The 24,992-nt window shown below is 59.7% G+C and carries 18 protein-coding genes; 13 read left to right on the top strand and 5 right to left on the bottom strand.

The window, feature by feature from the left end:
- Positions 1–14 precede the first annotated feature (14 nt).
- From PSH96_RS22160 to PSH96_RS22150, 3 genes are all read right to left on the bottom strand, one after another.
- Positions 15–593, bottom strand: coding sequence for a Bro-N domain-containing protein (locus PSH96_RS22160; protein WP_305455038.1), 579 nt, complete (start codon positions 591–593; stop codon positions 15–17).
- Between the two features lie 314 nt (positions 594–907).
- Positions 908–2,158, bottom strand: a complete 1,251-nt coding sequence (locus tag PSH96_RS22155) for a ribonucleotide-diphosphate reductase subunit beta (protein ID WP_032879817.1) — start codon at positions 2,156–2,158, stop codon at positions 908–910.
- A 577-nt stretch (positions 2,159–2,735) separates the two neighbouring features.
- Positions 2,736–3,005, bottom strand: a complete 270-nt coding sequence (locus PSH96_RS22150) for a DUF2790 domain-containing protein (RefSeq protein WP_058422476.1) — start codon at positions 3,003–3,005, stop codon at positions 2,736–2,738.
- A gap of 398 nt (positions 3,006–3,403) precedes the next feature.
- Between PSH96_RS22150 and acs the strand changes: the two genes are divergently transcribed.
- A complete protein-coding gene (gene acs / locus PSH96_RS22145; protein WP_056861684.1) occupies positions 3,404–5,359 on the top strand; it encodes an acetate--CoA ligase in 1,956 nt (651 codons plus the stop codon).
- Positions 5,360–5,503: 144 nt separating this feature from the next.
- Here acs and PSH96_RS22140 read toward each other — a convergent pair.
- A protein-coding gene (locus PSH96_RS22140) for an IS3 family transposase (RefSeq protein WP_370694308.1) occupies positions 5,504–6,639 on the bottom strand; the annotation gives its coding sequence in 2 pieces (ribosomal slippage) (positions 5,504–6,390 and positions 6,390–6,639; 1,137 coding nt in all).
- A 675-nt stretch (positions 6,640–7,314) separates the two neighbouring features.
- Between PSH96_RS22140 and PSH96_RS22135 the strand changes: the two genes are divergently transcribed.
- The 6 genes from PSH96_RS22135 (at position 7,315) to PSH96_RS22110 (ending at position 12,749) form a co-directional block, all read left to right on the top strand.
- On the top strand, positions 7,315–8,100 hold the full coding sequence (locus PSH96_RS22135) for an ABC transporter substrate-binding protein (protein ID WP_305455036.1): 786 nt from the start codon (positions 7,315–7,317) through the stop codon (positions 8,098–8,100).
- Positions 8,101–8,192: 92 nt separating this feature from the next.
- Positions 8,193–8,882 carry an ABC transporter permease gene (locus PSH96_RS22130; protein WP_017138431.1) on the top strand — a complete coding sequence of 230 codons (690 nt, stop codon included), beginning with the start codon at positions 8,193–8,195 and terminating at the stop codon, positions 8,880–8,882.
- Positions 8,879–9,577 carry an ABC transporter permease gene (locus PSH96_RS22125; protein WP_058422264.1) on the top strand — a complete coding sequence of 233 codons (699 nt, stop codon included), beginning with the start codon at positions 8,879–8,881 and terminating at the stop codon, positions 9,575–9,577. The genes PSH96_RS22130 and PSH96_RS22125 overlap by 4 nt, the downstream gene beginning before the upstream one ends.
- 1 nt (position 9,578) lies before the next feature.
- Positions 9,579–10,691 (top strand): succinylglutamate desuccinylase/aspartoacylase family protein, encoded by a 1,113-nt coding sequence (locus PSH96_RS22120; protein WP_305455032.1) that lies wholly within the window; start codon positions 9,579–9,581, stop codon positions 10,689–10,691.
- A 27-nt stretch (positions 10,692–10,718) separates the two neighbouring features.
- Complete coding sequence (locus PSH96_RS22115) at positions 10,719–11,483, top strand: ABC transporter ATP-binding protein (protein ID WP_003214336.1); 765 nt, start codon at positions 10,719–10,721, stop codon at positions 11,481–11,483.
- 285 nt (positions 11,484–11,768) lie between these two features.
- Entirely contained in the window at positions 11,769–12,749 is a 981-nt protein-coding gene (locus PSH96_RS22110) for a GlxA family transcriptional regulator (protein ID WP_056861681.1), read from the top strand.
- 7 nt (positions 12,750–12,756) lie between these two features.
- Here PSH96_RS22110 and PSH96_RS22105 read toward each other — a convergent pair whose 3' ends face one another.
- Positions 12,757–17,805 (bottom strand): leucine-rich repeat domain-containing protein, encoded by a 5,049-nt coding sequence (locus PSH96_RS22105; RefSeq protein WP_305455030.1) that lies wholly within the window; start codon positions 17,803–17,805, stop codon positions 12,757–12,759.
- Positions 17,806–18,105: 300 nt separating this feature from the next.
- Between PSH96_RS22105 and PSH96_RS22100 the strand changes: the two genes are divergently transcribed.
- The 6 genes from PSH96_RS22100 (at position 18,106) to PSH96_RS22075 (ending at position 24,989) form a co-directional block, all read left to right on the top strand.
- Positions 18,106–19,326 (top strand): aspartate aminotransferase family protein, encoded by a 1,221-nt coding sequence (locus PSH96_RS22100; RefSeq protein WP_305455029.1) that lies wholly within the window; start codon positions 18,106–18,108, stop codon positions 19,324–19,326.
- A 257-nt stretch (positions 19,327–19,583) separates the two neighbouring features.
- A complete protein-coding gene (gene aruF / locus PSH96_RS22095) occupies positions 19,584–20,603 on the top strand; it encodes an arginine/ornithine succinyltransferase subunit alpha (protein ID WP_017138424.1) in 1,020 nt (339 codons plus the stop codon).
- A 50-nt stretch (positions 20,604–20,653) separates the two neighbouring features.
- Entirely contained in the window at positions 20,654–21,679 is a 1,026-nt protein-coding gene (gene astA, locus PSH96_RS22090; RefSeq protein ID WP_305455028.1) for an arginine N-succinyltransferase, read from the top strand.
- The gene (gene astD, locus PSH96_RS22085; protein ID WP_305460138.1) at positions 21,676–23,145 is read left to right on the top strand and encodes a succinylglutamate-semialdehyde dehydrogenase; all 1,470 of its coding nucleotides are present in this window, start codon (positions 21,676–21,678) and stop codon (positions 23,143–23,145) included. The genes astA and astD overlap by 4 nt, the downstream gene beginning before the upstream one ends.
- 169 nt (positions 23,146–23,314) lie before the next feature.
- Positions 23,315–24,661, top strand: coding sequence for an N-succinylarginine dihydrolase (gene astB / locus PSH96_RS22080; protein ID WP_305455027.1), 1,347 nt, complete (start codon positions 23,315–23,317; stop codon positions 24,659–24,661).
- 37 nt (positions 24,662–24,698) lie between these two features.
- The gene (locus PSH96_RS22075) at positions 24,699–24,989 is read left to right on the top strand and encodes a hypothetical protein (protein WP_003214319.1); all 291 of its coding nucleotides are present in this window, start codon (positions 24,699–24,701) and stop codon (positions 24,987–24,989) included.
- Positions 24,990–24,992: the final 3 nt, after the last annotated feature.

Genomic DNA, 24,992 nt, shown 5'->3' with positions numbered 1-24,992 from the left:
GCCGTTCGTTTACGTCAGCAAATTCGCTGCTTTATTCGGAAAAGTTGGGTGAGCTTTCGCCACCATGGAGTCTTTACGGACTCCCTCCGGTACGTCCGGTTAACCAGTAAGAACGGCATATCCCGAAGCCTTATCCAGCCTTCATCTTGCCAATGCAGCAGGTTCAACGACATCTCCGGCCAGTCCAGTAAGCTCAACAATGGGCGTTCCACCGTTCTTGGCTGGCGTTCGTCCCGCAACGTCGGAACTACTTCATGAGTCAGCCAGCTACGTAGCAGGCGATTTCCTGGTGTGTAGTGATAGACCAACAACGCGTAAGCACCGGATTCGCTAATCATCAGCATTTCTTCCGGTTGGCCATGAAATAGCAGCTTGACGGTTCTTCGTTGGTCTACATCGAGCTTGCGAGTCGTGCGCTCATCTAAATACCAGCCCATCAACCGCCCAAGATCGCGAGCGCAGAACCAGGGTTGGTTCTCTAAAAGGAGGGTGTGTAATTGAAGATTCTGGCGCGTGAAAACAACAGCAATAAAAGGCTCAGTCGTGAAAACCTTCTTTGCGGTAGGCAAATCGAGCAGATATTGGCTAGGCATTTCCTGTGATCTCTACATGATTGTCGCAAGGGCAGGAGCCCAACGTAGAGAGCGGAATTAAGAAACCCCAACTTGCGGCACCCCAACACAACATTAATCCCGCATGAAATACGACAGGCGGATTTTTGACTGTGAGTGAGGCTAGCTTCTACGTTGGGCGTTTCTTAGGCACCGATGGACGAGACTATGTAGCATCGAAAATTCTATCAACCCTTCTGTGGATGATCTTGGTGTAAGAAGGCTCCTAATCAGAGCACGGAACACAAAAAAAGCCCTGAACATGTCAGGGCTTCTTAATGATGCCGGCTTAGGGATTAATCCCAGCTCAGCGCACCACCAGTCTGGTACTCGATCACACGGGTTTCGAAGAAGTTCTTCTCTTTCTTCAAGTCCATGATCTCGCTCATCCACGGGAACGGGTTAGTCGTCCCTGGATACTCTTCCTTCAACCCAATCTGCGACAAACGACGGTTAGCGATGAACTTCAGATAGTCCTCCATCATCGCCGCATTCATCCCCAACACGCCGCGCGGCATGGTATCGCGCGCGTATTCAATCTCCAGCTGCGTCCCTTGCAGAATCATCTGGGTCGCTTCTTCCTTCATCTCGGCATCCCACAAATGCGGGTTTTCGATTTTGATCTGGTTGATCACATCGATACCGAAGTTCAGGTGCATCGACTCGTCACGCAGGATGTACTGGAACTGTTCTGCCACGCCGGTCATTTTGTTGCGGCGGCCCATGGACAGGATCTGGGTGAAGCCGCAGTAGAAGAAGATGCCTTCCAGGACGCAGTAGTAGGCGACCAGGTTGCGCAGCAGTTCTTTGTCGGTTTCGACGGTGCCGGTTTCGAACTTCGGATCGGAGATCGAACGGGTGTATTTGAGGCCCCAGGCCGCCTTTTTGGCGACCGATGGAATCTCGTGGTACATGTTGAAGATCTCGCCTTCATCCATGGCCAGCGATTCGATGCAGTACTGGTACGCGTGGGTGTGGATCGCTTCTTCGAAGGCCTGGCGCAGGATGTACTGGCGGCACTCCGGGTTGGTGATCAGGCGGTACACGGCCAGCACCAGGTTGTTGGCAACCAGGGAGTCGGCGGTGGAGAAGAAGCCGAGGTTGCGCATGACGATGCGGCGTTCGTCGTCGGTGAGGCCTTCGGGGTTTTTCCACAGGGCGATGTCGGCGGTCATGTTGACCTCTTGCGGCATCCAGTGGTTGGCGCAGCCGTCGAGGTACTTTTGCCAGGCCCAGTCGTACTTGAAGGGTACGAGTTGGTTGAGGTCGGCGCGGCAGTTGATCATGCGCTTTTCGTCGACGGCGACGCGGGCGGCGGAGCCTTCGAGTTCAGCGAGGCCTTCGGCGACGTCGAGTTTGTCCAGGGCGGCCTTGGCGCGCACGATGGCGGCGGAGTCACTGGCGGTGACGGCGCGGGCTTCGATGGCGGCGGCAGCGCCGGCACCGTCGAGGCGGTCCATGTTGGCTTCGGTGGCGTGGCCGGCGTTGGCGCCTTTGGCGGCTACTTCGCCTTCTTCTTCTTTGTCGAATTCGTCCCAGCTCAGCATGACGTGTCGTCTCCTGCGTGAGGGCTCAAAGGTGCCCGTGTGAAACCGGATGGTTGGGTGTTCACACGGCCCAGAGGCCGCGGTGGATCTTAAGGAATCGTTTGTTGCAACAGCTCGCGCAGGCAATTAAACGGAATAGGGTTACGGGTTCTGCTTGAGGCTTGAGGTGCGCAGCAACAGATGCAGGCTCGCGCGGAGGCCTCAGGTCTGGCTCTTCATCCCAGTGTAAAGGGATATTGCAGGCCCGATTTACCCGCGCATTATAGGGAAAAAATCGGCTTTGTGTTGCGGCGGATGGTCACGATAGAGGGCCAAAATGGTGTGGTTTTCGGCCAGAGCGTGTGTTTGCAAGGCTTTGCTGGGGTAGGAATTTTTTGACGGGCGGTGGGATAGTTTTCGTGGGGCTGTGGGAGGGGGAATTGAGGAGGGCTGTAGGGGATGTGTTTGGCTGGGATCGCCATTGCAGGCAAGCCAGCGCCCATATTGGGTTGGCGGTGGGCCAGAGGGCGGTTCTTGGCCGCAAGAACGATTTCTTGCGGCGACCAAGATCCGGGTTTAAATCTTACTGAAAAAGTTATTACCCGTTAGAGCAACCATTGCCCATCACTTGATAATTAAGAATATGCCGCTGACCTTGCGAGTCTTCATATTCCATTTGTACCGGTACAACGTTGCAGACATCCGGGATGTTGCTCATGGACAATACTTTGGCCACATCCAAGTGTGTGCTGTAAGTGTAGTCTTCAACGATCGGTGGGTTCTGTCCGGCCAGCTCAGTCGGGGCTTCGTCGGCTAGGGCGGCGGTGGCGCACAAGCTGCTGAGGGCCAAAACTACTAACGCTTTCATTTCTGTATTTACCTTCTTCAGGGCGAAAGGGGTCACGGGGCTCTTATGAGGCCACGTGTGTAACTTTAAAATTGGGAAGTTCGGATTAACGTTGCCTTGGTGGGGGCTGTTACGGTGTTAATCACGTTGCCTTGTTGGCGGAGTTGATTTTAGGCCTGCGGCTTATATTCATATACCCGTGCTTTTGATAAACACTATTGGCGGTTTTTGTAACAATCCCGTGGTAAAGGTTTTTTCATCAGGTGCCAAAGCCGCGCAGGCCGTGGGCCAGAGCGCTGAAAGGGCATAGCAGGGCATTTTGTAGGGGCTTGTTACTACCATCGTCGAATGGTTCTATGGGGGCGCCCCGGCTACAACAGGGGCCATACAACAACAACTATGTCACCGAGGTAAGAAAGATGAGTGCGGCTTCCCTGTACCCCGTTCGCCCCGAAGTAGCAGCCAACACGCTGACCGACGAGGCGACCTACAAGGCCATGTACCAGCAGTCGGTGGTCAACCCCGATGGCTTCTGGCGCGAGCAAGCCAAGCGCCTTGACTGGGTCAAGCCTTTCACTGCGGTCAAGCAGACCTCTTTCGACGACCACCATGTCGACATCAAATGGTTTGCCGACGGCACCCTCAACGTTTCCTACAACTGCCTGGACCGCCACCTCGCCGAGCGTGGTGATCAGGCTGCGATCATCTGGGAGGGCGATGACCCTTCCGAAAGCCGCACCATCACCTACCGCGAGCTGCATGAAGAAGTCTGCAAGTTCGCCAACGCCCTGCGCGGCCAGGATGTGCACCGCGGCGACGTGGTGACTATCTATATGCCGATGATCCCCGAAGCCGTGGTCGCCATGTTGGCCTGTACCCGCATCGGTGCGATTCACTCCGTGGTGTTTGGCGGTTTTTCGCCGGAGGCCCTGGCCGGTCGCATCATCGATTGTAAGTCGAAGGTGGTGATCACTGCCGACGAAGGCATCCGCGCCGGTAAGAAGATTCCGCTGAAGGCCAACGTCGACGACGCGCTGACCAACCCGGAAACCAGCAGCATCCAGAAAGTCATTGTGTGCAAGCGCACCAATGGCAACATCAAGTGGAACCAGCATCGCGACATCTGGTACGAAGACCTGATGAAAGTGGCGGGCACTGTGTGTGCGCCAAAAGAGATGGGCGCCGAAGAAGCGCTGTTCATCCTTTACACCTCGGGCTCCACCGGCAAGCCTAAAGGCGTGCAGCACACCACCGGCGGCTATTTGTTGTACGCAGCCCTGACCCACGAACGCGTGTTCGATTACCGCCCGGGCGAAATCTACTGGTGCACCGCCGACGTTGGTTGGGTCACCGGCCACACCTATATCGTCTACGGCCCGCTGGCCAATGGCGCGACCACGCTGCTGTTTGAAGGCGTGCCGAACTACCCGGACATCACGCGGGTCGGCAAGATCGTCGATAAGCACAAGGTCAATATCCTCTACACCGCGCCCACCGCGATCCGCGCGATGATGGCTTCGGGCACCGCCGCCTGTGAAGGCGTGGACGGCAGCAGCCTGCGCCTGCTCGGTTCGGTGGGTGAGCCGATCAACCCGGAAGCCTGGGACTGGTACTACAAGAACGTCGGCCAATCCCGTTGCCCGATCGTCGACACCTGGTGGCAGACCGAAACCGGCGCGACCTTGATGAGCCCGCTGCCGGGTGCCCACGCACTCAAGCCGGGCTCGGCGGCACGTCCGTTCTTTGGTGTGGTGCCGGCGCTGGTGGACAACCTCGGTAACATCATCGAGGGCGCTGCCGAAGGCAACCTGGTGATCCTCGATTCGTGGCCGGGCCAGGCACGCACGCTGTATGGCGACCATGACCGTTTCGTCGACACCTACTTCAAGACCTTCCGTGGCATGTACTTCACCGGCGACGGTGCGCGTCGCGATGAAGACGGCTACTGGTGGATCACTGGGCGCGTGGACGACGTGTTAAACGTCTCCGGCCACCGCATGGGCACCGCCGAGATTGAAAGCGCCATGGTTGCGCACCCGAAAGTCGCCGAAGCGGCGGTGGTGGGTGTGCCCCATGACATCAAGGGGCAGGGCATCTATGTGTATGTCACGCTCAAGAATGGCGAAGAGCCGAACGAAGCGTTGCGCCTGGAGCTGAAAAACTGGGTGCGCAAAGAGATCGGGCCGATTGCCTCGCCGGATGTGATCCAGTGGGCACCGGGCTTGCCGAAAACACGTTCGGGTAAAATCATGCGCCGGATTCTGCGCAAGATCGCCACAGCCGAGTATGACGGGTTGGGGGATATCTCCACCCTGGCCGACCCAGGTGTGGTGGCGCATTTGATTGAGACGCACAAGACCATGAACGTCGCGTAAGGCGGGCTGGGTAGGATAAAGCCCCATTCGGCGTGAGCCGGGTGGGGCTTTTTTTGTGGGGCTCGTGCCGGCCTTGATGACGAAACCGGGTCAATGTGGGAGCTGGCTTGAACTGGTCAAGTAATCTTGGACACCATTTAAGGTTCACGCCGCCAGTCTCTCCCTGACGACCGGCGACCGGTAATCGTTGTAACTGTGAGGCCTGGAGATGTTGTAGCGAGAGACATAGCGCTGCACATCTGCCCGGGCCTCATGCTCTGATTCATAGCCCGTCTCAGGCACCCATTCTGATTTCAAACTTCCGAAGAAGCGCTCCATCGGAGCGTTATCCCAGCATTCGCCTTTACGACTCATGCTTTGCCGTAGCTCATGTTCCAGCAGCTCATTCCTGAACTTATGGCTCGTGTACTGACAACCTTGGTCTGAGTGAAACAGCACGTCTTTAGGGCGGCCTCTAAGCTCAACTGCCATCCGCAAAGCCTCGCAGGTCAGCGTGGCATCGGAAATCATAGAAAACGACCAACCCACGACCCGACGAGCAAACAAATCCAGAACTGCGGCGAAATACAGCCACCGCTTCCCGACTTTGATGTACGTCACGTCTCCACACCACACCTGGTTAACCGCCGTCACATCAAACTTGCGCTTGAGCACATGCGGGGCCACTAACGCTTCCACGCCGGGCGATTTGTACTTGTGACGTCGGCGCTGACGGCTGGCGATCCCCGCTTCGCGCATCAAACTGCGAGCCAAGTACCGCCCGATGCGATGCCCTTTCTCTTGCAGCTCCTTCGCCAAAGTTCTCGCTCCCGCAGAAGCCCGCGATGCCTTGTGATGCCTGACCAGCGCGGCCTTGAGCTTCTCCCGCTCAGGATTTGCTCTGCCTTGGCGCTGACGCCAAGCGTAAAAGCTACTTCTGTTGACGCCGAACGCCCGGCAACACCTGTTGACGCCGTACTGCTCGTCCAGCTCATCGATCAGCGTGAATGATCTTTGGCGTCCAAAAGCAGGAGAGCACTGGCCTTTTTTAGGATTTCGATGTCCAGGTCTTTCTCCCGAAGCAACGCTTTGAGCCTCTGAATCTCTCGTTGATCGGCAGTAATCGCCTTGGCGCCTACCGGCGTCGAGCCTAATCGCTCTTTACGCACCTGATCCACCCAGCGGCGCAAGGCTGTAGGGCCAATATCCAAACTGGCGCACACCTCGGGAACCTGCAGCCCTTCATCCAGCACCATGCTGGCAGCTTTGAGCTTGAACTCACTCGAATAAGATTTGCGCATATCCAAACACCTCAGATTTGGGCGCCATCATAGCGCCCGATTGAAGTGTCCAAAATCATTAGGCCAGTTCAGCTTGCCTGCGATAGCGGCGTGTCAGGCAAAGGTGGGTTGGCTGGCAGGCCGCTATCGCAGGCAAGCCAGTTCCCACATTTGGAATGTGTTTCATGGCCGGAGTCTGATCACGCTCCGCGTGGGAACGATCTGCGTGTAGGCCAATAAATATCGGTTTCTTTCGTAGGAGGTTTCTGAATGTTACCGTCCAGCCTAAATGTGTAACCCCACGCCCAATCCTGAGGCAATGTGCTACGTCTGCGCCCTGAAAACCCGCGTTTTAGACACCCTCACAAATAAGATTAAACGCCAGACTTGCCGTGCTAGAAGGGTTTGCGAATAATAGGCCCGCAATTTGCAGCATCAACAGGTTTAATATCTTTTGTCTCTGCATAAAATTCAGAGGCTGTCAATGAGCTGGAACCGCTTTCTCGGTGCTTCTGTAAATTGTTGTCGCATTGAGGAAATATCGGCTTCCGGCCTGTCGTTAGAATGCCGATCACTCGCTCGTCGTCTCCTGTATCAATTCGGGGTAGGACGCAGCACCGCTATTCGGTTTCACTTAAGTCGCATCGTGGGCCACGGCTCATTCTGCTTTTTGCCCTATACCGATGGAGTCCCAAGATGAAGAAACTTGTGCTGTTGGGCGCCCTGGCGCTGTCCGTGCTGTCCATGCAGGCCTTCGCTGATGAAAAGCCTCTGAAAATTGGTATCGAAGCGGCTTACCCTCCGTTTGCCTCGAAGGCGCCGGATGGCAGCATCGTCGGTTTTGACTACGACATCGGTAACGCGCTGTGCGCAGAGATGAAGGTCAAGTGCGTATGGGTCGAGCAGGAATTCGACGGCCTGATCCCTGCGCTCAAAGTGCGCAAGATCGACGCGATCCTGTCGTCCATGTCCATCACTGAAGACCGCAAGAAGTCCGTGGACTTCACCAACCGCTACTACCTGAGCCCGGCGCAGTTGGTGATGAAGGAAGGCACCACCGTCAGCGACAGCCTGGATGAACTCAAAGGCAAGAAAATCGGCGTGCAACGCGGTTCGATTCATGATCGTTTCGCCAAGGAAGTCCTGGCCCCTAAAGGCGTCACGGTTGTGCCTTACAGCTCGCAGAACGAAATCTACCTGGACGTGGAAGCCGGTCGCCTCGATGGCACCGTGGCTGACGCTACCCTGCTGCAAGACGGCTTCCTGAAAACCCCGGCCGGTAAAGGCTACGCGTTCGTGGGCCCACAGTTCACCGACGCCAAGTACTTCGGTGACGGCATCGGCATCGCTGTACGCAAAGGCGACAAGGCCGAGCTGGACAAGTTCAACGCTGCGATTGCCGCGATCCGTGCCAACGGCGAATACAAGAAAATCCAGGACAAATACTTCGACTTCGATATTTACGGCGCTGAGCCTAAGTAACTCGTCGCAGCTGTCTGTCCTAAATGGCGCAAGCAACAGAAGATTCTGAAGTTTGCGCCATTTTTTCATCCCCCTTTTCGAGGACCTGAATCATGTTGAACGGCTACGGGGCTGTCATCCTCGATGGCGCATGGTTGACGCTTCAGCTCGCCTTGTCGTCCATGGCCTTGGCCATTGTTCTGGGTCTGATCGGGGTCGCGTTACGCCTGTCGCCGGTGCGCTGGTTGGCTTGGCTGGGTGACTTGTACTCCACGGTGATCCGCGGGATCCCCGACCTGGTGCTGATTCTGCTGATTTTCTACGGCGGCCAGGACTTGTTAAACCGCGTCGCGCCGATGCTTGGCTATGACGACTATATCGACTTGAACCCCTTGGCCGCCGGTATCGGCACTCTGGGTTTCATCTTTGGCGCCTACCTCTCGGAAACCTTCCGTGGCGCCTTCATGGCCATTCCCAAGGGCCAGGCCGAGGCCGGCCTTGCGTATGGCATGAGCAGTTTCCAGGTGTTTTTCCGGGTGATGGTGCCGCAGATGATTCGGTTGGCGATCCCTGGGTTCACCAACAACTGGCTGGTACTCACCAAGGCTACCGCGCTGATCTCGGTGGTGGGCCTGCAAGACATGATGTTCAAGGCCAAGCAGGCGGCAGACGCCACCCGTGAGCCTTTTACCTTCTTCCTCGCAGTGGCGGCGATGTACCTGGTGATCACCAGCGTGTCGTTGCTGGCCCTGCGTTATCTCGAGAAGCGCTACTCGGTAGGCGTAAGGGCGGCTGATCTATGATCTTCGACTACAACGTCATCTGGGAAGCCATGCCGCTGTACCTTGGCGGCCTGGCAACCACCCTGAAACTGCTGGCCATTTCGCTGTTCTTCGGCCTGCTCGCCGCCTTGCCCCTGGGCTTGATGCGCGTGTCCAAGCAGCCGGTCATCAACGGTGCGGCCTGGCTCTACACCTACGTGATCCGCGGCACGCCGATGCTGGTGCAGCTGTTTTTGATCTACTACGGCCTGGCGCAATTCGAAGCCGTGCGCGAAAGCTTCCTGTGGCCACTGCTGTCCAGCGCCACGTTCTGCGCGTGCCTGGCGTTTGCGATCAACACCAGCGCCTACACCGCCGAAATCATCGCCGGCAGCCTCAAGGCCACGCCGAACGGTGAGATCGAAGCGGCCAAGGCCATGGGTATGTCGCGCTACAAGCTGTACCGCCGCATCCTGCTGCCGTCGGCCCTGCGCCGGGCGCTGCCGCAGTACAGCAACGAAGTGATCATGATGCTGCAGACCACCAGCCTGGCGTCCATCGTCACCTTGATCGACATCACCGGTGCTGCACGCACCGTGAACGCCCAGTACTACTTGCCGTTCGAAGCCTATATCACCGCCGGCGTGTTCTACCTGTGCCTGACCTTTATCCTGGTGCGCCTGTTCAAGTTGGCCGAGCGCCGCTGGCTGAGCTACCTGGCTCCACGGAAGCACTGATATGGAACGTATCGATCACCTGTTGCCCTGGGGCCACCTGGGGTGTGAACGCCAACTGAGCGTATTTCGCTTCGGCACTGGCGAGCGCAAGGCCTATATCCAGGCCAGCCTGCACGCCGACGAATTGCCGGGCATGCGCGCCGCGTGGGAGCTGAAAAAGCGCCTCACCGAACTGGAACAGCAAGGCGCCCTCAACGGGGTGATCGAGCTGGTGCCGGTGGCCAACCCGATGGGCTTGGGCCAGTTGCTGCAAGGCAGCCACCAGGGGCGTTTCGAAGTCGGCAGCGGCAAGAATTTCAACCGTGATTTCGTCGAGCTGAGCGCGCCGGTTGCCGAGTTGCTCAAGGGCAAGCTGGGCGATGACCCGCACGCCAACGTGCGCATGATCCGCCAAGCGATGACCGACGCACTCAACGCACTGCCCGCGCCAGGCAGCCAGCTGCAAGGCATGCAGCGCATCTTGCTGAGCCACGCCTGCACCGCCGATATCGTCCTTGACCTGCATTGCGACGCCGAAGCCGCGTTGCACATGTATGCGTTGCCCCAGCACTGGCCGCAGTGGCGCTCGTTGTCGGCGCATTTGAATGTGAAGGTCGGCCTGCTGGCGGAAGATTCCGGTGGCAGTTCGTTTGATGAGGCCTGCTCGCTGCCGTGGTTGCGTCTGTCGCAGGCGTTCCCCGAGGCACAGGTTCCGCTGGCGTGCCTGGCGACTACCCTGGAATTGGGTGGCCAGGCCGACACCGGCCGTGATGAAGCGATTTTCCACGCCGAAGGCATCCTCGCGTTCCTGGCCGAGCAAGGCTTGATCAGCGGCCAATGGCCGGCGCCGCAATACGACGCGTGCGAAGGCCTGCCCTTCGAAGGCACCGAGTTGCTGTTTGCGCCCCATGCCGGTGTGATCAGTTACCTGCGTAAAGCCGGTGACCGGGTAGAAGCGGGCGATGAGATTTTTGAAGTGATTGACCCTCTGACCGACCGCGTCAGCATTGTCTGCGCGGGGACGTCCGGGGTGTTGTTTGCCGTTGAACGGCTACGTTATGCCCAAGCGGGTTTCTGGCTGGCCAAGGTGGCGGGGCGCGAAGCGCTGCGTCACGGGCGCTTGCTCAACGACTGACCACCTGTTTTTGTGAGAACCGACCGCATGTACAAACTTGAAGTCCAAGACCTGCATAAACGCTATGGCAGTCATGAAGTGCTCAAAGGCGTGTCCCTGGCCGCCGCGGCCGGTGATGTGATCAGCATCATCGGTTCCAGTGGTTCGGGCAAAAGTACCTTTTTGCGCTGCATCAACCTGCTGGAGCAACCCCACGCCGGCAAGATTCTGCTCAATAACGAAGAGCTGAAACTGGTGGCCAACAAGGACGGTGCCATGAAGGCCGCCGACCCTAAACAATTGCAGCGCATGCGTTCGCGCCTGTCCATGGTGTTCCAGCATTTCAACCTGTGGTCGCACATGACTGCGCTGGAAAACGTGATGGAAGCGCCGGTGCATGTGCTGGGCATGTCGAAAAAAGACGCGCGTGAGAAGGCCGAGCATTACCTGGCCAAGGTCGGTGTGGGCCATCGTAAGGATGCGTTTCCCGGCCACATGTCCGGTGGTGAGCAGCAGCGCGTGGCCATCGCCCGTGCCCTGGCGATGGAGCCGGAGGTGATGCTGTTCGACGAACCGACCTCGGCCCTCGACCCGGAGCTGGTGGGTGAAGTGCTCAAGGTGATGCAGGACCTGGCCCAGGAAGGCCGCACCATGGTGGTGGTGACCCACGAAATGGGCTTTGCCCGTGAAGTGTCGAACCAGTTGGTGTTTTTGCACAAAGGCATCGTCGAAGAACGGGGAAACCCGCGTGAAGTGCTGGTGAACCCGCAGTCCGAGCGGTTGCAGCAGTTCCTTTCGGGTAGCTTGAAATAATCAAGACTGCTTTTGTGCACTCAAATAGTGCATATTTCGCAGCTCGGAAGTTGACTTCCGTCCCTGTGGGAGCTGGCTTGTTGTGGCGAGGGAGCTTGCTCGCGCACGACAGCGCAGCTGGAGCCGGCTTTTGGGGGCGCTTCGCACCCCAGCGCAAGCAAGCTTGCTCGCCACAACAAGCCAGCTCCCACATTGGATCGCCATTTGTTTTGAGATTTGTGTTGGTTTCCGGGCTAGCATTGGCCCTTGTCTTCATTACTGTTACTCGCTTCGGATAGCCCCTAAATGACCGCCCATAAAATTGGTTTCCTGATTTGGCCCAGCACAAAAGCACTGACGCTTGCGCTGGCTGAGGAGGCTTTGCGCGTTGCTCAGCGGGTGCATCCGGACGTGGTGTACGAACTGTCGTTTTTGCAGGCCGAACCGCGCACCGAGGGCGACTGGCAATTGCCGGGCGAACCATGGGCCGGCAAGCTTGAAGGTTTCCAGAAGCTGTTCCTGCTGGCGGATGAGCCGCCGACCGTCATCGCCTCCCAGCTCAGCAGCGCGCTCAAGCAGCTTGTGCGGGCTGGCTGTGTGATTGGTGGCTTGTCGGCGGGCGTGTATCCCTTGGCTCAGTTGGGTCTGCTCGACGGCTACCGCGCCGCCGTGCATTGGCGCTGGCAGGATGACTTCGCCGAGCGCTTCCCCAAGGTCATCGCCACCAGCCACCTGTTTGACTGGGACCGCGACCGCCTGACCGCCTGTGGCGGCATGTCGGTACTCGACCTGCTGCTCGCGGTGCTGGCCCGTGACCACGGCGCCGAACTGGCCGGTGCGGTCTCCGAAGAACTGGTGGTGGAGCGCATCCGCGAAGGCGGCGAGCGCCAGCGCATTCCGCTGCAAAACCGCCTGGGTTCCAGCCATCCGAAGCTGACCCAGGCAGTGCTGCTGATGGAGGCCAACATCGAAGAGCCGTTGACCACCGACGAAATTGCCCAGCATGTGTGCGTGTCACGACGACAACTCGAGCGCATCTTCAAGCAATACCTCAACCGCGTTCCCAGCCAGTATTACCTGGAACTGCGCCTGAACAAGGCGCGCCAGATGCTGATGCAAACCAGCAAGTCGATCATCCAGATCGGCCTGTCGTGCGGCTTCTCCTCGGGGCCGCACTTCTCCAGCGCTTACCGCAACTTCTTTGGCGCCACCCCGCGTGAAGACCGCAACCAGCGGCGCAGCAGCAGCCCGTTTGAATTGTCGTCCGTGCCGTCCGAGCGCGGTTGAGTGGCCTTTATTGTTCGGTTTCTTCTTCTGAGGCGTCGGTTGACGACGTTGGGCTGAGTTGCGCGTGTTGCCTGACCTGCGGGATGCCAAAGTCCACTGCGGTGCGGTTGTAATACGGCACCAGCAGGGCGATCGTTTCAGGCGAGAACGTATTGCCGCCGAGAACGAAACCATCGGCCCTGTCCGCAGCCAACTCAAGCAGGTCGGTGGGAAGCTCGGTTATCCGGTTGTTTCTCAGGTCCAGTTGATCGAGGGATGGCAGGTTGAACGTTCCGTTGGGCACCTCGGTAAGGCCGGCATTTTCGATGATCAGGCTGGTTAACCCGGACATTTTGCTGACGTCGGGCGTGATGCCCAAGGGGTTGCCACTGAGGTCCAGGTACTCAAGGTTTTGCAGGTCGCTCAAGGCGTCGGCGCTGGTTGCCGTCAAGCGCATACGGCTATGGGACATGATCAGTGTCTTGAGCTTGGGCAGCTTGAACACATCGGCAGGAATGTCCGGCAGGGCATAACGATGGATGTGCAGGGTTGCCAGGTTGGGAAAACGCACAAGAAAGCCTTCGGGGATTGAGGTGGCTTGCTCTGCGCTCAGCTCCAGCTTCGTCACATGTTTAAAGTCCACATTCAGCACCGGTAAATCGCCGAGTAACGGTAGGTCCAGCGCCATTTCATGGTCGGTGGTCGGCGGCTCCTGGCTTGAATCCAGGCGGGTCTCCCGTCGCCAGCTTTCTTCCAGCAAGGCCTTGAGCTGGTGGCGAAGCAGTTGCTGTTGTGCTCGCACGCCTTCGTCCATGGGCGTGTCTATGAACGGGTAGCGGTCAGGTATATCCAGTGTCCACTGCTGCAAGTCTGTTTGCAGTCGTTGGTAGTCGGCTTTCAAGCGCACGAGTGCGGGCATTGAGTCATCCAGCCCACCGGGTAACCTGAAGATAAAATTATTTGCCTCGTCGTCAGTGAAGGTGGGGTAAAGCTCATTGACCAGGCGGCGCTCGAAGGGGTTGGCGTCTGCGCCGAAGTGTTCGCCGGTTCTCTGGCAATAGCGTTTGATCTTTTCCAGGGTGGCGCGTGAAAGGGGATTGCCCGACAAATCAAACGCTCTGGCTCGTTCGGCGGGCACGCTGAACAGGGCCTCCGGCAGCCTGCTCAGGTAGTTGCCGCTGAGGTCGGCGCTCGTGAGCTGAGGGCGATTGATAAGGTGTTCGGGGAATAGTGAAATATGCGTCTGGCTGAGGTTCAGCGTCTGCAGCTCAGGCATTTGCCCAAGGTTGGGGGAAAGTGACAGCTGGAAGTTGCGGGAAAGGTCCAGGCTTCTCAATTGGCTCAAAGTGGCCAGTTGTGCGCGGTTCTGTGTGGTCAGGTTCAGGTTGCAATTGCTCAGCGTCAGACGATTGAGTTGGGGGTACGCCATGACCTCGGGAGGCAGCGTATTGAGCGCTATATCGCTGATCTCCAGGGTGCGCAGATTGGGAAAGTGGGCCAAAAAGGCGGGAGCGCCCTGGGTGGTGTGATAACCCTTCAAACTCAGTTGGGAGATGTGATCGAAGTTGGCGTTGATGGTGGGCAGTTCGCCGTACAAGGGCGCGTGGAGTTGCAGTTGGCGGCCTGGGGCAAATTCGCTGTCCTGCGGAGTCTCGTGTCGCCAGGCACGGAGCAGTTGGTGGGTCCCGATCCAGCGATGGAGTTTCTCTTCGGCAACCGTTGAGGAAACAAGCGGAACGTCGGTGTTGAGGAACGTTTGGGACAGGTTGGAGCGCCAGCTCGCCAGGTCGGTTTCCAGCTGTGAGTATTCATTTTTCAAATAGTGCAGCGTCTGCAGGGGCGAGCCGGGGTGGGTTCGCATGACGCTCAGTGCATAGTTCACTTCTGCCGGGTCGAGGCTGGGGTACAGATCGTGTAATAACAGCGCCTCAGGGGTGCTGCTGTGATCAGCGGCGCTGGCGTTGTAACCCTCCATGCCGCCGGGCAAGCGCATCAGCCTGGGGTCGTAAAAGGGCTTGCGCACAGGCGCAGCTGCCAGCAGCTCCCCTAGCGGCTCACGGGCCAGCGCGTACTGGCGCAAGGTCTGTTTCAGCAGTGGGCCTTGGCCAATGTGGATACCCAGCGCGTCGCGTTGCGCGTCGGGCAGTGCCTGGAGCACGGCGGTATAGAGGTCGGTTTCGCCGAACAGGGCGCCCTTGCCGTCTTCGGGCACATAATCGCCGTCGATCGTGCGCACCAAGGTGCGCTGGATCGGTGCCTGCAGCGGGCCGATGGTGTCCCGTACCGTACCGGTGCGGCTGAAGTCGCGCACTTCAAGGCGCACCTGTGGCGACCAGCCCGGCAGTTTTTCCAGCGAGTGCAGCGCGAGTCGTTGCGTGTCGCTGCTTTCCAGGGCGTCCATGTACAAGCCTTCGTACGCTCGGCTGATCCTGGCCTGATGCGCCGCCCAGCGTGCGCGCTCCACCAGGTGCGCTGGCAGGTTGCCTTGATCCATGGCCAGCAGGTCTTGGCCGCTGGCGCCGAACAGCACCTCGTGCGCCGCACTGGTGGGCAGGCCGGGCGCACTGTCGATGAGTTTTTGCTGGCGCGGGTCATCGGTGGTTTCCAGCCCTCGGTAGCGCGAGTCAAACAATGAAGCGCGCTTGGCCTGGGCTTGACGTGCCAGTTGTTTACGCAGTTTGGCCGCGCGCACAGACAGGTGGGCGGCAGGCGTACCGAATGCTTCCTCAAGCAGGGTTTTGCGCTCCGATTCGTCCAGGGTTTCCAGCAGGGTTTTGAGCAAGTCACCGTTTTTCATCTGGGCTTCATGGACTTGCGCCACCGCCGAGTTTTCCTGGCCTTTATGCTCCCAGACGGTCTCACCTTTGGCGTTGAGAAAGCGCAAGGTCTTGGTCTCGGGCCACAGGCCAGTCTGGCTCAGCAGCCACAGTTGGGTTTGAGGGTCGGCTTTTTGGTACTGCACAGGGTCGTCGCTGCTCATCTGGTCGATAAAGTCTTGCAACTGCTGGTCAATAGCGACGCGCTTGAGGGTGTCAGCCAGCAGTGGCGGCGGGGGCTGACGGTCCATATGCAGCTTGCGCAGGGCGGCATCCTCGGAGCCGCTGATGCGATGCGCCCACTCCAGCCGCGCCTCACTGAGTGTGTCAGCGGGTGGGCCGAGTCGACGCAGCAAGGTGCTGCGATCCCAGGTCAACGGGCGATCTGCCGCTGTCAGCCAGGCGCCCTGGCCATTGCTGATGATGGGTGCGCGATAGGCGTGTGCACGGCTGGGATGGGTAAGAAAGGCGCTGCCCGATTCCTGCTGGATGGAGAAGTGTTGCCCATTGAGGGCCAGCACCTGTTTGTCCGCATGGGCATGCAGCCCCTCGTTATTGGGGCGCGATTCAGGCGGAAGTTGAATGTCATGGGCATAGGGCGCCAGGTCGGGCCTCCACAGGCGGGTCTTGCCGTCGGTTGTGACCGGGGTAAGCGCGTCAAAAAAGCTCCACAGCTGTTTGGGCAGTGCCTGTCGCAGCAACCCTTCGGCAATCGGTGCGCCGGTTGCGAACAGACCCAGTTGCACCATTTGCTCGAGGATCGACATCAAGTGCCCGAAGGCCTCGCGCTTGAGTCCTTCGGCCCAATCGACGATGCCCTCGAATGCGTCGTCGAGCAGTTGGTAGGCGGTGTAGCCCAGCATCAGCGCGCCCAGGGGCGGCAGAAAAGGGGTCACGATAAAGGCGGCGACTTCGAAAATGGCCTTAGCGACCTTCTGCACAGCGTCCCAGCGTTGCCAGCGTGCCTTGCTGTCGGCGTCTGCGGTGGGGACGGCGATCACCCGCGCGTCATTGAGCAGCTTGTCGAGCTTGGTCTCGTAGAGGTGTTCGTAAAGCCTACCGGTGATTTTTGTCGCATAAAACTGCAGGTTGGGGTGGGTCACAGGTTCATCGCGCCAGATGGGGCGCGGGTCGCCGGGCTGCGGCGAATGCCAGACGACCTTGGACAGTCGGCTGTTGAGGTCTGCAAAGAAGTAGCCACGCTGTTCATGGTTGACGAAACGGCTGAAAAACGCCTGGTAGTCGCTATCGCGCAGCTTGTCGGCCAGGTCGCGCATGAACACGGTGCCATCGGCGTAATACTTGAGGGGCGCCAGTGGGTCGCCCGGAATGTACGCCACCATGGGCACTGCGCTCTGGTGCAGTTCCAGGTCGGCGGCGAACAGTACGATGCCGGTCAGCGGTGCGCCCATCAGGCTCAAATCGTGGTTGAGCAGAATCTTGCCCTGGAGTGTCAAGCCGCTGATGCCGTCCAGTTGTGCCCGGAGTGTGCGCAGCGTCGATTCGCTCGCGTCTTTTTTCAGGCGCGCCATGTGCATGCAGGTTTGCGCCTCGGCTTTGAGATTGGCGATCACCTTGCTGCGCAGCGATGCCTGCAGCGTGGTGTTCTGGAAGCCGAAAAAGCCTTTGAGGTAGCGTTGGTACTGCGCGCCGATGTCCAGTTCGCGGCACAGTCCGACGAATTGCGCGATGCTGATTTTTTCAGTCACAGCGGGCAGGGTGTCGAATTGCCCAGCGGCTGAGGGTTGGGTGATGAAGGTGGAGTCGGTGGTGTAAGCGGCTTTTTCGCCTTCGGCGGCGTCGAAATTGTGCAGCGCTGCGTCCACCAGCGACACGGTCCAGGCCTTGACGCCTCCCGAGTCCACAGGGAACAACGGTATCGTCAAGGGTGCGTAGAGGCGCAGGTAAGTGGCGCTGACATCCAGCTCAAGGCCAAAGCGCGACTTGAGCCCCTCTTGCAGCAAGGGCGCCGCGAACGCTTGCGGCGTCTGCAGCGCCGCCAGGGCGGTGTCGAGCTGGTTTTGCGTGGCCCAGTGCTCGGCCATGGCTTGCCGCAGGGGCGCTTGTTGCTGGCGACGGGTGTCGGCCTGCCAATCGGCAAACTCAAGCGGGGTGCTTTTCAGGGTCTCGCGCCGTGCGCTTGAGGCGTTGCCCAACCATTGCGGCAGGCGGGTGTGAACCCCGGCGGGCACCCTGTCGGCGGCGCGGGTGAGGTGTCGGGTGAGGTGTGGGATGAGCGTGGTTTGAGTCAGGATGGTCACGGGGCTGATCCTTCAGTGAGTGGCGTCCCCGACATCACAGCAAGCCTGATCGGCGCCAGGGAGGCAGATAGTTAATGCAACCGGCTAAAATCAACCGGCAACGCCCCTGCCTCTGAAGCGACGCAGCGTTTAAACTGCGCCATTGCGACGCTATTTGTCGCATTGGCGTAAACCCGCCAAAAACGCGGGTTGGCGCTATAAGAAGTTGTCGCTTGGCGGCAAGGCCGCACTGAAAACTGTCCTTACAATCCCTGCATCGCCCGCCAGTTCCAGGCAGGCGTTCCTCTTCAGGAGACTCCGATGTCCGTTGAGCAAGCCCCGGTGCAACGTGCCGATTTCGACCAGGTGATGGTGCCCAACTACGCACCTGCCGCCTTTATCCCCGTGCGTGGCGCAGGTTCGCGCGTGTGGGACCAGGCCGGTCGCGAGCTGATCGACTTTGCCGGCGGCATCGCGGTTAACGTATTGGGCCACGCCCACCCGGCGCTGGTCGGTGCACTGACCGAACAGGCCAACAAGCTGTGGCATGTTTCCAACGTGTTCACCAATGAGCCGGCCCTGCGCCTGGCCCATAAGCTGATCGACGCCACCTTTGCCGAGCGCGTGTTCTTCTGCAACTCCGGCGCCGAAGCCAACGAGGCCGCGTTCAAGCTGGCCCGTCGTGTCGCGTTCGACCGTTTCGGCATCGAGAAGTACGAGATCATCGCCGCGCTGAACAGCTTCCACGGCCGTACCCTGTTCACCGTCAACGTCGGTGGGCAGTCCAAGTATTCCGATGGTTTCGGGCCTAAAATCACCGGCATCACCCACGTGCCTTATAACGACTTGGCCGCCCTCAAAGCCGCCGTGTCGGACAAGACCTGCGCTGTGGTGCTGGAGCCGATCCAGGGCGAAGGCGGTGTATTGCCGGCTGAGCTGGCTTACCTGCAAGGCGCCCGCGAACTGTGCGACGCCAATAACGCGCTGCTGGTGTTCGACGAAGTGCAAACCGGCATGGGCCGCAGCGGCCACCTGTTCGCCTACCAGCATTACGGCGTGACGCCGGACATCCTCACCAGCGCCAAGAGCCTGGGCGGTGGTTTCCCGATCGCAGCCATGCTGACCCGTGAAGACCTGGCCAAGCACCTGGTGGTGGGCACCCACGGCACCACTTACGGCGGCAACCCGCTGGCGTGTGCGGTGGCTGAAGCGGTGATCGACGTGATCAACACCCCAGAAGTGCTGGCTGGCGTGAATGCCAAGCACGACCTGTTCAAGGCGCGCCTGGAACAGATCGGTAAGCAATATGGCATTTTCACCGAAGTGCGCGGCATGGGCCTGCTGATCGGTTGCGTGCTGAGCGACGCGTTCAAAGGCAAAGCTAAGGACGTGTTCAACGCGGCCGAAAAAGAAAACCTGATGATCCTGCAAGCCGGCCCTGACGTGGTGCGTTTCGCCCCGAGTTTGGTGGTGGAAGAGGCGGACATCAACGAAGGCCTGGACCGCTTCGAACGTGCGGTGAAGACGCTGACGCAAGCGTGATGGACCGTTCGGTGCCTGGCGATCCGGGTGCCGAACAAAAATTCTAAAGGCCGGACCGGATCAAACGTGGGACCCGCTTGTGTGGCGAGGGAGCTTGCTCCCGCTGGAGTGCGAAGCGCTCCCAAAATCTTGGGGCCGCTGCGCAGCCCAGCGGGAGCAAGCTCCCTCGCCACACAAGCCCACTTACACGCTGTGTTGATTCAAAACCTGTCCGGCATTTTTCCCTCTGTGAGTTTTTCGAGTTAAGGAGTGACACCATGCTGGTGATGCGCCCCGCGCAAATGGCTGATCTGGGCGAGGTACAGCGTCTGGCTGCGGACAGCCCGATTGGTGTCACCTCCTTGCCGGACGATGTGGAACGCCTGAGCGATAAAATCGCCGCCAGCGAAGCGTCCTTCGCGGCCGAGGTGAGTTTCAACGGTGAAGAAAGCTATTTCTTCGTGCTCGAAGACACCGAGACCGGCAAGCTTGCCGGCTGCTCGGCCATCGTCGCCTCTGCCGGTTACTCGGAGCCGTTCTACAGCTTCCGTAACGAGACCTTCGTGCACGCTTCCCGCGAGCTGAAGATCCACAACAAGATCCACGTGCTTTCCCAGTGCCACGACCTCACCGGCAACAGCCTGCTCACCAGTTTCTACGTGCAGCCTGCGCTGGTCGGTTCGCCGTGGTCGGAACTCAATTCCCGTGGCCGCCTGCTGTTCGTCGCCAGCCACCCCGAGCGCTTTGCCGACTCGGTGGTGACCGAAATCGTCGGCTACAGCGACGAGAACGGTGACTCGCCGTTCTGGGACGCCATCGGTCGCAACTTCTTCGACCTCAACTACGCTGCCGCCGAGCGCCTGTGCGGGCTTAAAAGCCGCACCTTCCTCGCCGAACTGATGCCGCACTACCCGATCTACGTGCCGCTGTTGCCGGACGAAGCCCAGGAAGCCATGGGCCAAGTACATCCGCGTGCGCAGATCACCTTCGACATCCTCATGCGCGAAGGCTTCGAAACCGACCACTACATTGACATCTTCGACGGTGGCCCGACGTTGCACGCACGGGTCTCGGGCATTCGCTCGATCGCCCAGAGCCGTGTGGTGCCGGTAAAAATCGGCGAGATGGTCAAGGGTGTCGGTCGCCAGTACCTGGTGAGCAACGCGCAGTTGCAGGATTACCGTGCGGTGATGCTGGAGCTGGACTACGCGCCGGGCAAGCCAGTGACCCTGGACCTGGAAGCGGCCGAAGCCCTGGGCGTCGGCGAAGGCGCGAGTGTGCGCCTGGTGGCTGTTTAAGACTGAGTTTCGCGGGTGGCTGGTAACAGCGGCCCGTCTGAGGAGATAGCATGATCGTTCGTCCCGTACGCAGCAGCGATTTACCGGCCCTGATTGATCTGGCGCGCAGCACCGGCACCGGCCTCACCACCTTGCCGGCCAACGAAGAGCGCCTGACCCACCGGGTTGGCTGGGCGGAAAAAACCTTTCGCGGCGAAGCCGGGCGGGGTGATGCCGACTACCTGTTCGTGCTGGAAAACGACGAAGGCCGTGTGGTGGGTATTTCTGCCATTGCCGGTGCCGTCGGCTTGCGTGAGCCTTGGTACAACTTCCGGGTCGGCCTGACCGTCAGCGCCTCCCAGGAACTGAACATTTACCGCGAGATTCCGACGCTGTTTCTGGCCAACGACCTCACCGGCAATTCCGAATTGTGCTCGTTGTTCCTGCACGCCGATTACCGCACCGGCCTTAACGGCCGCATGCTGGCCAAGGCGCGCATGCTGTTTATCGCCGAGTTCCCGCAGCTGTTCGGCAACAAGATCATTGCCGAGATGCGTGGCGTGTCCAACGACGCCGGGCGCTCGCCGTTCTGGGAAAGCCTGGGCCGGCACTTCTTCAAGATGGAGTTCAGCCAGGCGGATTACCTCACCGGCGTGGGCAACAAGGCGTTTATCGCCGAGCTGATGCCCAAGTTTCCGCTGTACAGCTGCTTCCTGTCGGAAGACGCGCGCAATGTGATCGGCAAGGTCCACCCGGACACCGAGCCTGCATTGAGCATGCTCAAGAGTGAAGGCTTCAGCTACCAGGGCTATGTCGATATTTTCGACGCCGGCCCGGCGGTGGAGTGTGAGACCAGCAAAATCCGTGCGGTGCGCGACAGCCAGTCGCTGGTGTTGGCCATCGGCACGCCGGGGGACGACGCCACGCCGTTCCTGATCCATAACCGCAAGCGCGAGGAGTGCCGTATTACCGCCGCTCCGGCCCGGCTGGCGGCAGGCACTTTGGTGGTCGATCCGCAAACCGCCAAACGCCTGCAACTGGTGGTGGGTGATCAAGTGCGCGCTGTTGCGTTGTCTGCTGCTCGGGAGTCGAAATAATGAATTCGTTGTATATCGCAGGTAGCTGGCTGGCTGGCCAGGGTGAACTGTTTGAGTCGCGCAACCCGGTGACCCAGCAGGTGTTGTGGACTGGCAACGGCGCCACCGCCGAGCAGGTTGAGTCGGCCGTGCAAGCCGCGCGCCAGGCGTTTCCAGCGTGGGCCAGGCGCCCGCTGGAAGAACGCATCAGCGTGCTGGAAACCTTCGCCGCCACCTTGAAAAGCCGCGCCGATGAAATCGCCCGTTGCATCGGTGAAGAAACCGGCAAGCCCCTGTGGGAGTCGGCCACCGAAGTCACCAGCATGGCCAACAAGATTGCCATCTCGGTGCAAAGCTACCGCGAGCGTACCGGCGAAAAGAGCGGCCCATTGGGCGATGCCACGGCCGTATTGCGTCACAAGCCCCACGGTGTGGTGGCGGTGTTCGGCCCGTACAACTTCCCTGGCCACTTGCCGAACGGGCATATCGTCCCGGCCTTGTTGGCGGGTAACACGGTATTGTTCAAGCCGAGCGAGTTGACCCCAAAAGTCGCCGAGCTGACCGTGCAATGCTGGGTCGAAGCCGGTTTGCCGGCGGGCGTGTTGAACCTGCTGCAAGGCGCGCGGGAAACCGGTATGGCCCTGGCGGCCAACCCAGGCATTGACGGGTTGTTCTTCACCGGCTCCAGCCGTACCGGCAATCATCTGCACCAGCAGTTCTCCGGGCGCCCGGACAAGATCCTGGCCCTGGAAATGGGCGGCAACAACCCACTGGTGGTCGACGAAGTGGCCGACGTGGACGCGGCGGTCTACACCATTATTCAGTCGGCGTTTATTTCGGCTGGCCAGCGTTGCACCTGTGCCCGTCGTTTGCTGGTGCCGCAAGGCGCCTGGGGCGATGCGTTGCTGGCGCGTCTGGTGGCGGTCAGCGCGACGATTGCAGTCGGTGCATTCGATCAACAGCCGGCGCCGTTCATGGGCTCGGTGATTTCCCTCGGCGCGGCCAAAGCCTTGATGGACGCCCAGGAGCGGATGCTGGCCAATGGCGCCGTGGCCCTGCTGGAAATGACTCAGCCGCAGGCGCAGGCCGCCTTGCTGACACCCGGCATCATCGACGTGACTGGCGTGAGCGAGCGCGAGGATGAAGAACTGTTCGGCCCCTTGCTGCAAGTGATCCGCTACGCTGATTTTGCCGGTGCGATTGCCGAGGCCAACAACACTCAATATGGCCTGGCGGCGGGGCTGTTGTCGGATTCCGAAGCGCGCTACCAGCAGTTCTGGCTGGAAAGCCGTGCCGGTATCGTCAACTGGAACAAACAGCTGACCGGCGCTGCCAGTACTGCGCCGTTCGGCGGTGTGGGCGCCTCGGGCAACCACCGCGCCAGTGCCTATTACGCGGCGGATTATTGCGCGTACCCGGTGGCTTCGCTGGAGACCCCGAGTTTGGTGTTGCCAGCGACACTGACGCCGGGCATTACACTGATCTAAAGGTGGGAGCAGGCTTGTGTGGGAGCTGGCTTGCCTGCGATGCAGGCGACTCGGTCTTTCAGTCAAACCGAGGTGATGCCATCGCAGGCAAGCCAGCTCCCACACAAGGTCAGTGGTGCGTTCAAGTAACCAGATGCCTATAAAAACAGATGTTCGTGGAGCCTCGCCGATGAAATCCTGTGAAGTCAATTTTGACGGTCTAGTGGGGCCGACCCATAACTACGGCGGTTTGTCCTACGGCAACGTCGCGTCCCAGAGCAACAGCCAGCAGTCCTCGAACCCCAAGGAAGCGGCGTTGCAGGGCCTGCAGAAAATGAAAGCCCTGATGGACATGGGCTTTGTGCAAGGCGTGCTGGCGCCGCAAGAGCGCCCGGATGTGGCTGCCTTGCGCAACCTCGGTTTTGGCGGCACCGACGCCCAAGTTATCCAGCAAGCCGCCAAGCACGCCATGCCTTTGTTGGTTGCAAGCTGCTCGGCGTCAAGCATGTGGGTGGCCAACGCCGCCACGGTCAGCCCGAGCGCCGACACCGCGGATGGCCGCGTGCATTTCACCGCCGCCAACCTCAACTGCAAATACCACCGCAGCATCGAGCACCCGACCACCAGCCGTGTGCTGGGGGCGATGTTTGCCGATGGCAAGCACTTCGCCCATCACGCCGCGTTGCCGGCGGTGGCGCAGTTCGGCGATGAGGGCGCCGCCAACCACACGCGTTTTTGCCGTGAATACGGCGAGGCCGGGGTTGAGTTTTTCGTGTTCGGCCGCAGTGCGTTCGACACCCGTTACCCGGCCCCGCAAAAATACCCGGCGCGCCAGACCCTTGAAGCGTCCCAGGCGGTTGCACGCCTGCACGGCTTGAAAGATGACGGCGTGGTGTACGGCCAGCAGAACCCGGCGGTGATCGATGCCGGTGTGTTCCACAATGACGTGATCGCGGTGGGCAACGGCGAAGTACTGTTCTATCACGAGGACGCGTTCCTCAATACCGAGCAGATGCTCGCCGAACTGCAAGGCAAGTTGGGCAAGCTGGGGGGCAACTTCCAGTCGGTGTGTGTGCCGCGTGCCCAGGTCAGCGTCGAGGACGCGGTGCGTTCCTACCTGTTCAACAGCCAGTTGCTGACCCGCGCCGACGGCTCGATGCTGCTGATCGTGCCGGAAGAGTGCCGCGCCAATGAGCGTGTCTGGCAGTACCTGCAAGGCCTGACCGCGTCCGGTGGGCTGATCCGTGAAGTGAAAGTGTTCGACCTCAAGCAAAGCATGCAGAACGGCGGTGGCCCGGCGTGCCTGCGCTTGCGCGTGGCCTTGAATGAAACGGAACTGGCGGCGGTGAACCCAGGCGTTATCATGACCGCGCCGTTGTACGAAACCCTGACCCAATGGGTCGACAAGCACTACCGCGACAGCCTGCGTGAAAGCGACCTGGCTGACCCGCAATTGCTGCTTGAGTGCCGGACGGCACTGGATGAACTGACGCAAATCCTTAAACTGGGCTCGGTTTATCCTTTCCAGATCAATTAAATCTGCCTCTTTTTACACCCTATGCTGAGAACAATTTATGACCACCGACACCCTGAAACTGATCCTTGAAGACACCGACGGCACCCAGCTGGAAACCTCCTGCACCCGCGTCGCCGTGGTGTGGCAGGGCAAGGAAATCTGGATCCAGCACGACGGCCGTGGCCAACTGCTGATCGGCGTGGACGTGGAAGAGGGTGACGCCGAATACGCCAACCTGCTGATGCGCCCGCTGGCCACCAACCTGATGAGCCTGCAATTGGAAATGGAACCGGCCGACGTTGAAGGTGATGACGACGATCACGTTCACGGCCCAGGCTGCAACCACTAAGGA

Origin of the sequence: Pseudomonas sp. FP2338 (assembly GCF_030687515.1) — a bacterium.
Taxonomy (GTDB): Bacteria; Pseudomonadota; Gammaproteobacteria; order Pseudomonadales; family Pseudomonadaceae; genus Aquipseudomonas; species Aquipseudomonas salomonii.
The sequence above is the reverse complement of the archived record's forward strand: the minus strand, read 5'-3'. Positions and strand labels throughout refer to the sequence as shown.

What these genes read in the sequence shown, in the direction of transcription:
- PSH96_RS22075 (WP_003214319.1), top strand. Translation starts at nt 24,699, where the DNA reads ATGACCACCGACACCCTGAAACTGATCCTTGAAGACACCGACGGCACC.
- PSH96_RS22125 (WP_058422264.1), top strand. Translation starts at nt 8,879, where the DNA reads ATGATCTTCGACTACAACGTCATCTGGGAAGCCATGCCGCTGTACCTT.
- PSH96_RS22150 (WP_058422476.1), bottom strand. Translation starts at nt 3,005, where the DNA reads ATGAAAGCGTTAGTAGTTTTGGCCCTCAGCAGCTTGTGCGCCACCGCC.
- PSH96_RS22155 (WP_032879817.1), bottom strand. Translation starts at nt 2,158, where the DNA reads ATGCTGAGCTGGGACGAATTCGACAAAGAAGAAGAAGGCGAAGTAGCC.
- astB (WP_305455027.1), top strand. Translation starts at nt 23,315, where the DNA reads ATGAAATCCTGTGAAGTCAATTTTGACGGTCTAGTGGGGCCGACCCAT.
- PSH96_RS22120 (WP_305455032.1), top strand. Translation starts at nt 9,579, where the DNA reads ATGGAACGTATCGATCACCTGTTGCCCTGGGGCCACCTGGGGTGTGAA.
- acs (WP_056861684.1), top strand. Translation starts at nt 3,404, where the DNA reads ATGAGTGCGGCTTCCCTGTACCCCGTTCGCCCCGAAGTAGCAGCCAAC.
- PSH96_RS22100 (WP_305455029.1), top strand. Translation starts at nt 18,106, where the DNA reads ATGTCCGTTGAGCAAGCCCCGGTGCAACGTGCCGATTTCGACCAGGTG.
- PSH96_RS22115 (WP_003214336.1), top strand. Translation starts at nt 10,719, where the DNA reads ATGTACAAACTTGAAGTCCAAGACCTGCATAAACGCTATGGCAGTCAT.
- PSH96_RS22110 (WP_056861681.1), top strand. Translation starts at nt 11,769, where the DNA reads ATGACCGCCCATAAAATTGGTTTCCTGATTTGGCCCAGCACAAAAGCA.
- PSH96_RS22135 (WP_305455036.1), top strand. Translation starts at nt 7,315, where the DNA reads ATGAAGAAACTTGTGCTGTTGGGCGCCCTGGCGCTGTCCGTGCTGTCC.
- PSH96_RS22130 (WP_017138431.1), top strand. Translation starts at nt 8,193, where the DNA reads ATGTTGAACGGCTACGGGGCTGTCATCCTCGATGGCGCATGGTTGACG.
- PSH96_RS22160 (WP_305455038.1), bottom strand. Translation starts at nt 593, where the DNA reads ATGCCTAGCCAATATCTGCTCGATTTGCCTACCGCAAAGAAGGTTTTC.
- astA (WP_305455028.1), top strand. Translation starts at nt 20,654, where the DNA reads ATGATCGTTCGTCCCGTACGCAGCAGCGATTTACCGGCCCTGATTGAT.
- aruF (WP_017138424.1), top strand. Translation starts at nt 19,584, where the DNA reads ATGCTGGTGATGCGCCCCGCGCAAATGGCTGATCTGGGCGAGGTACAG.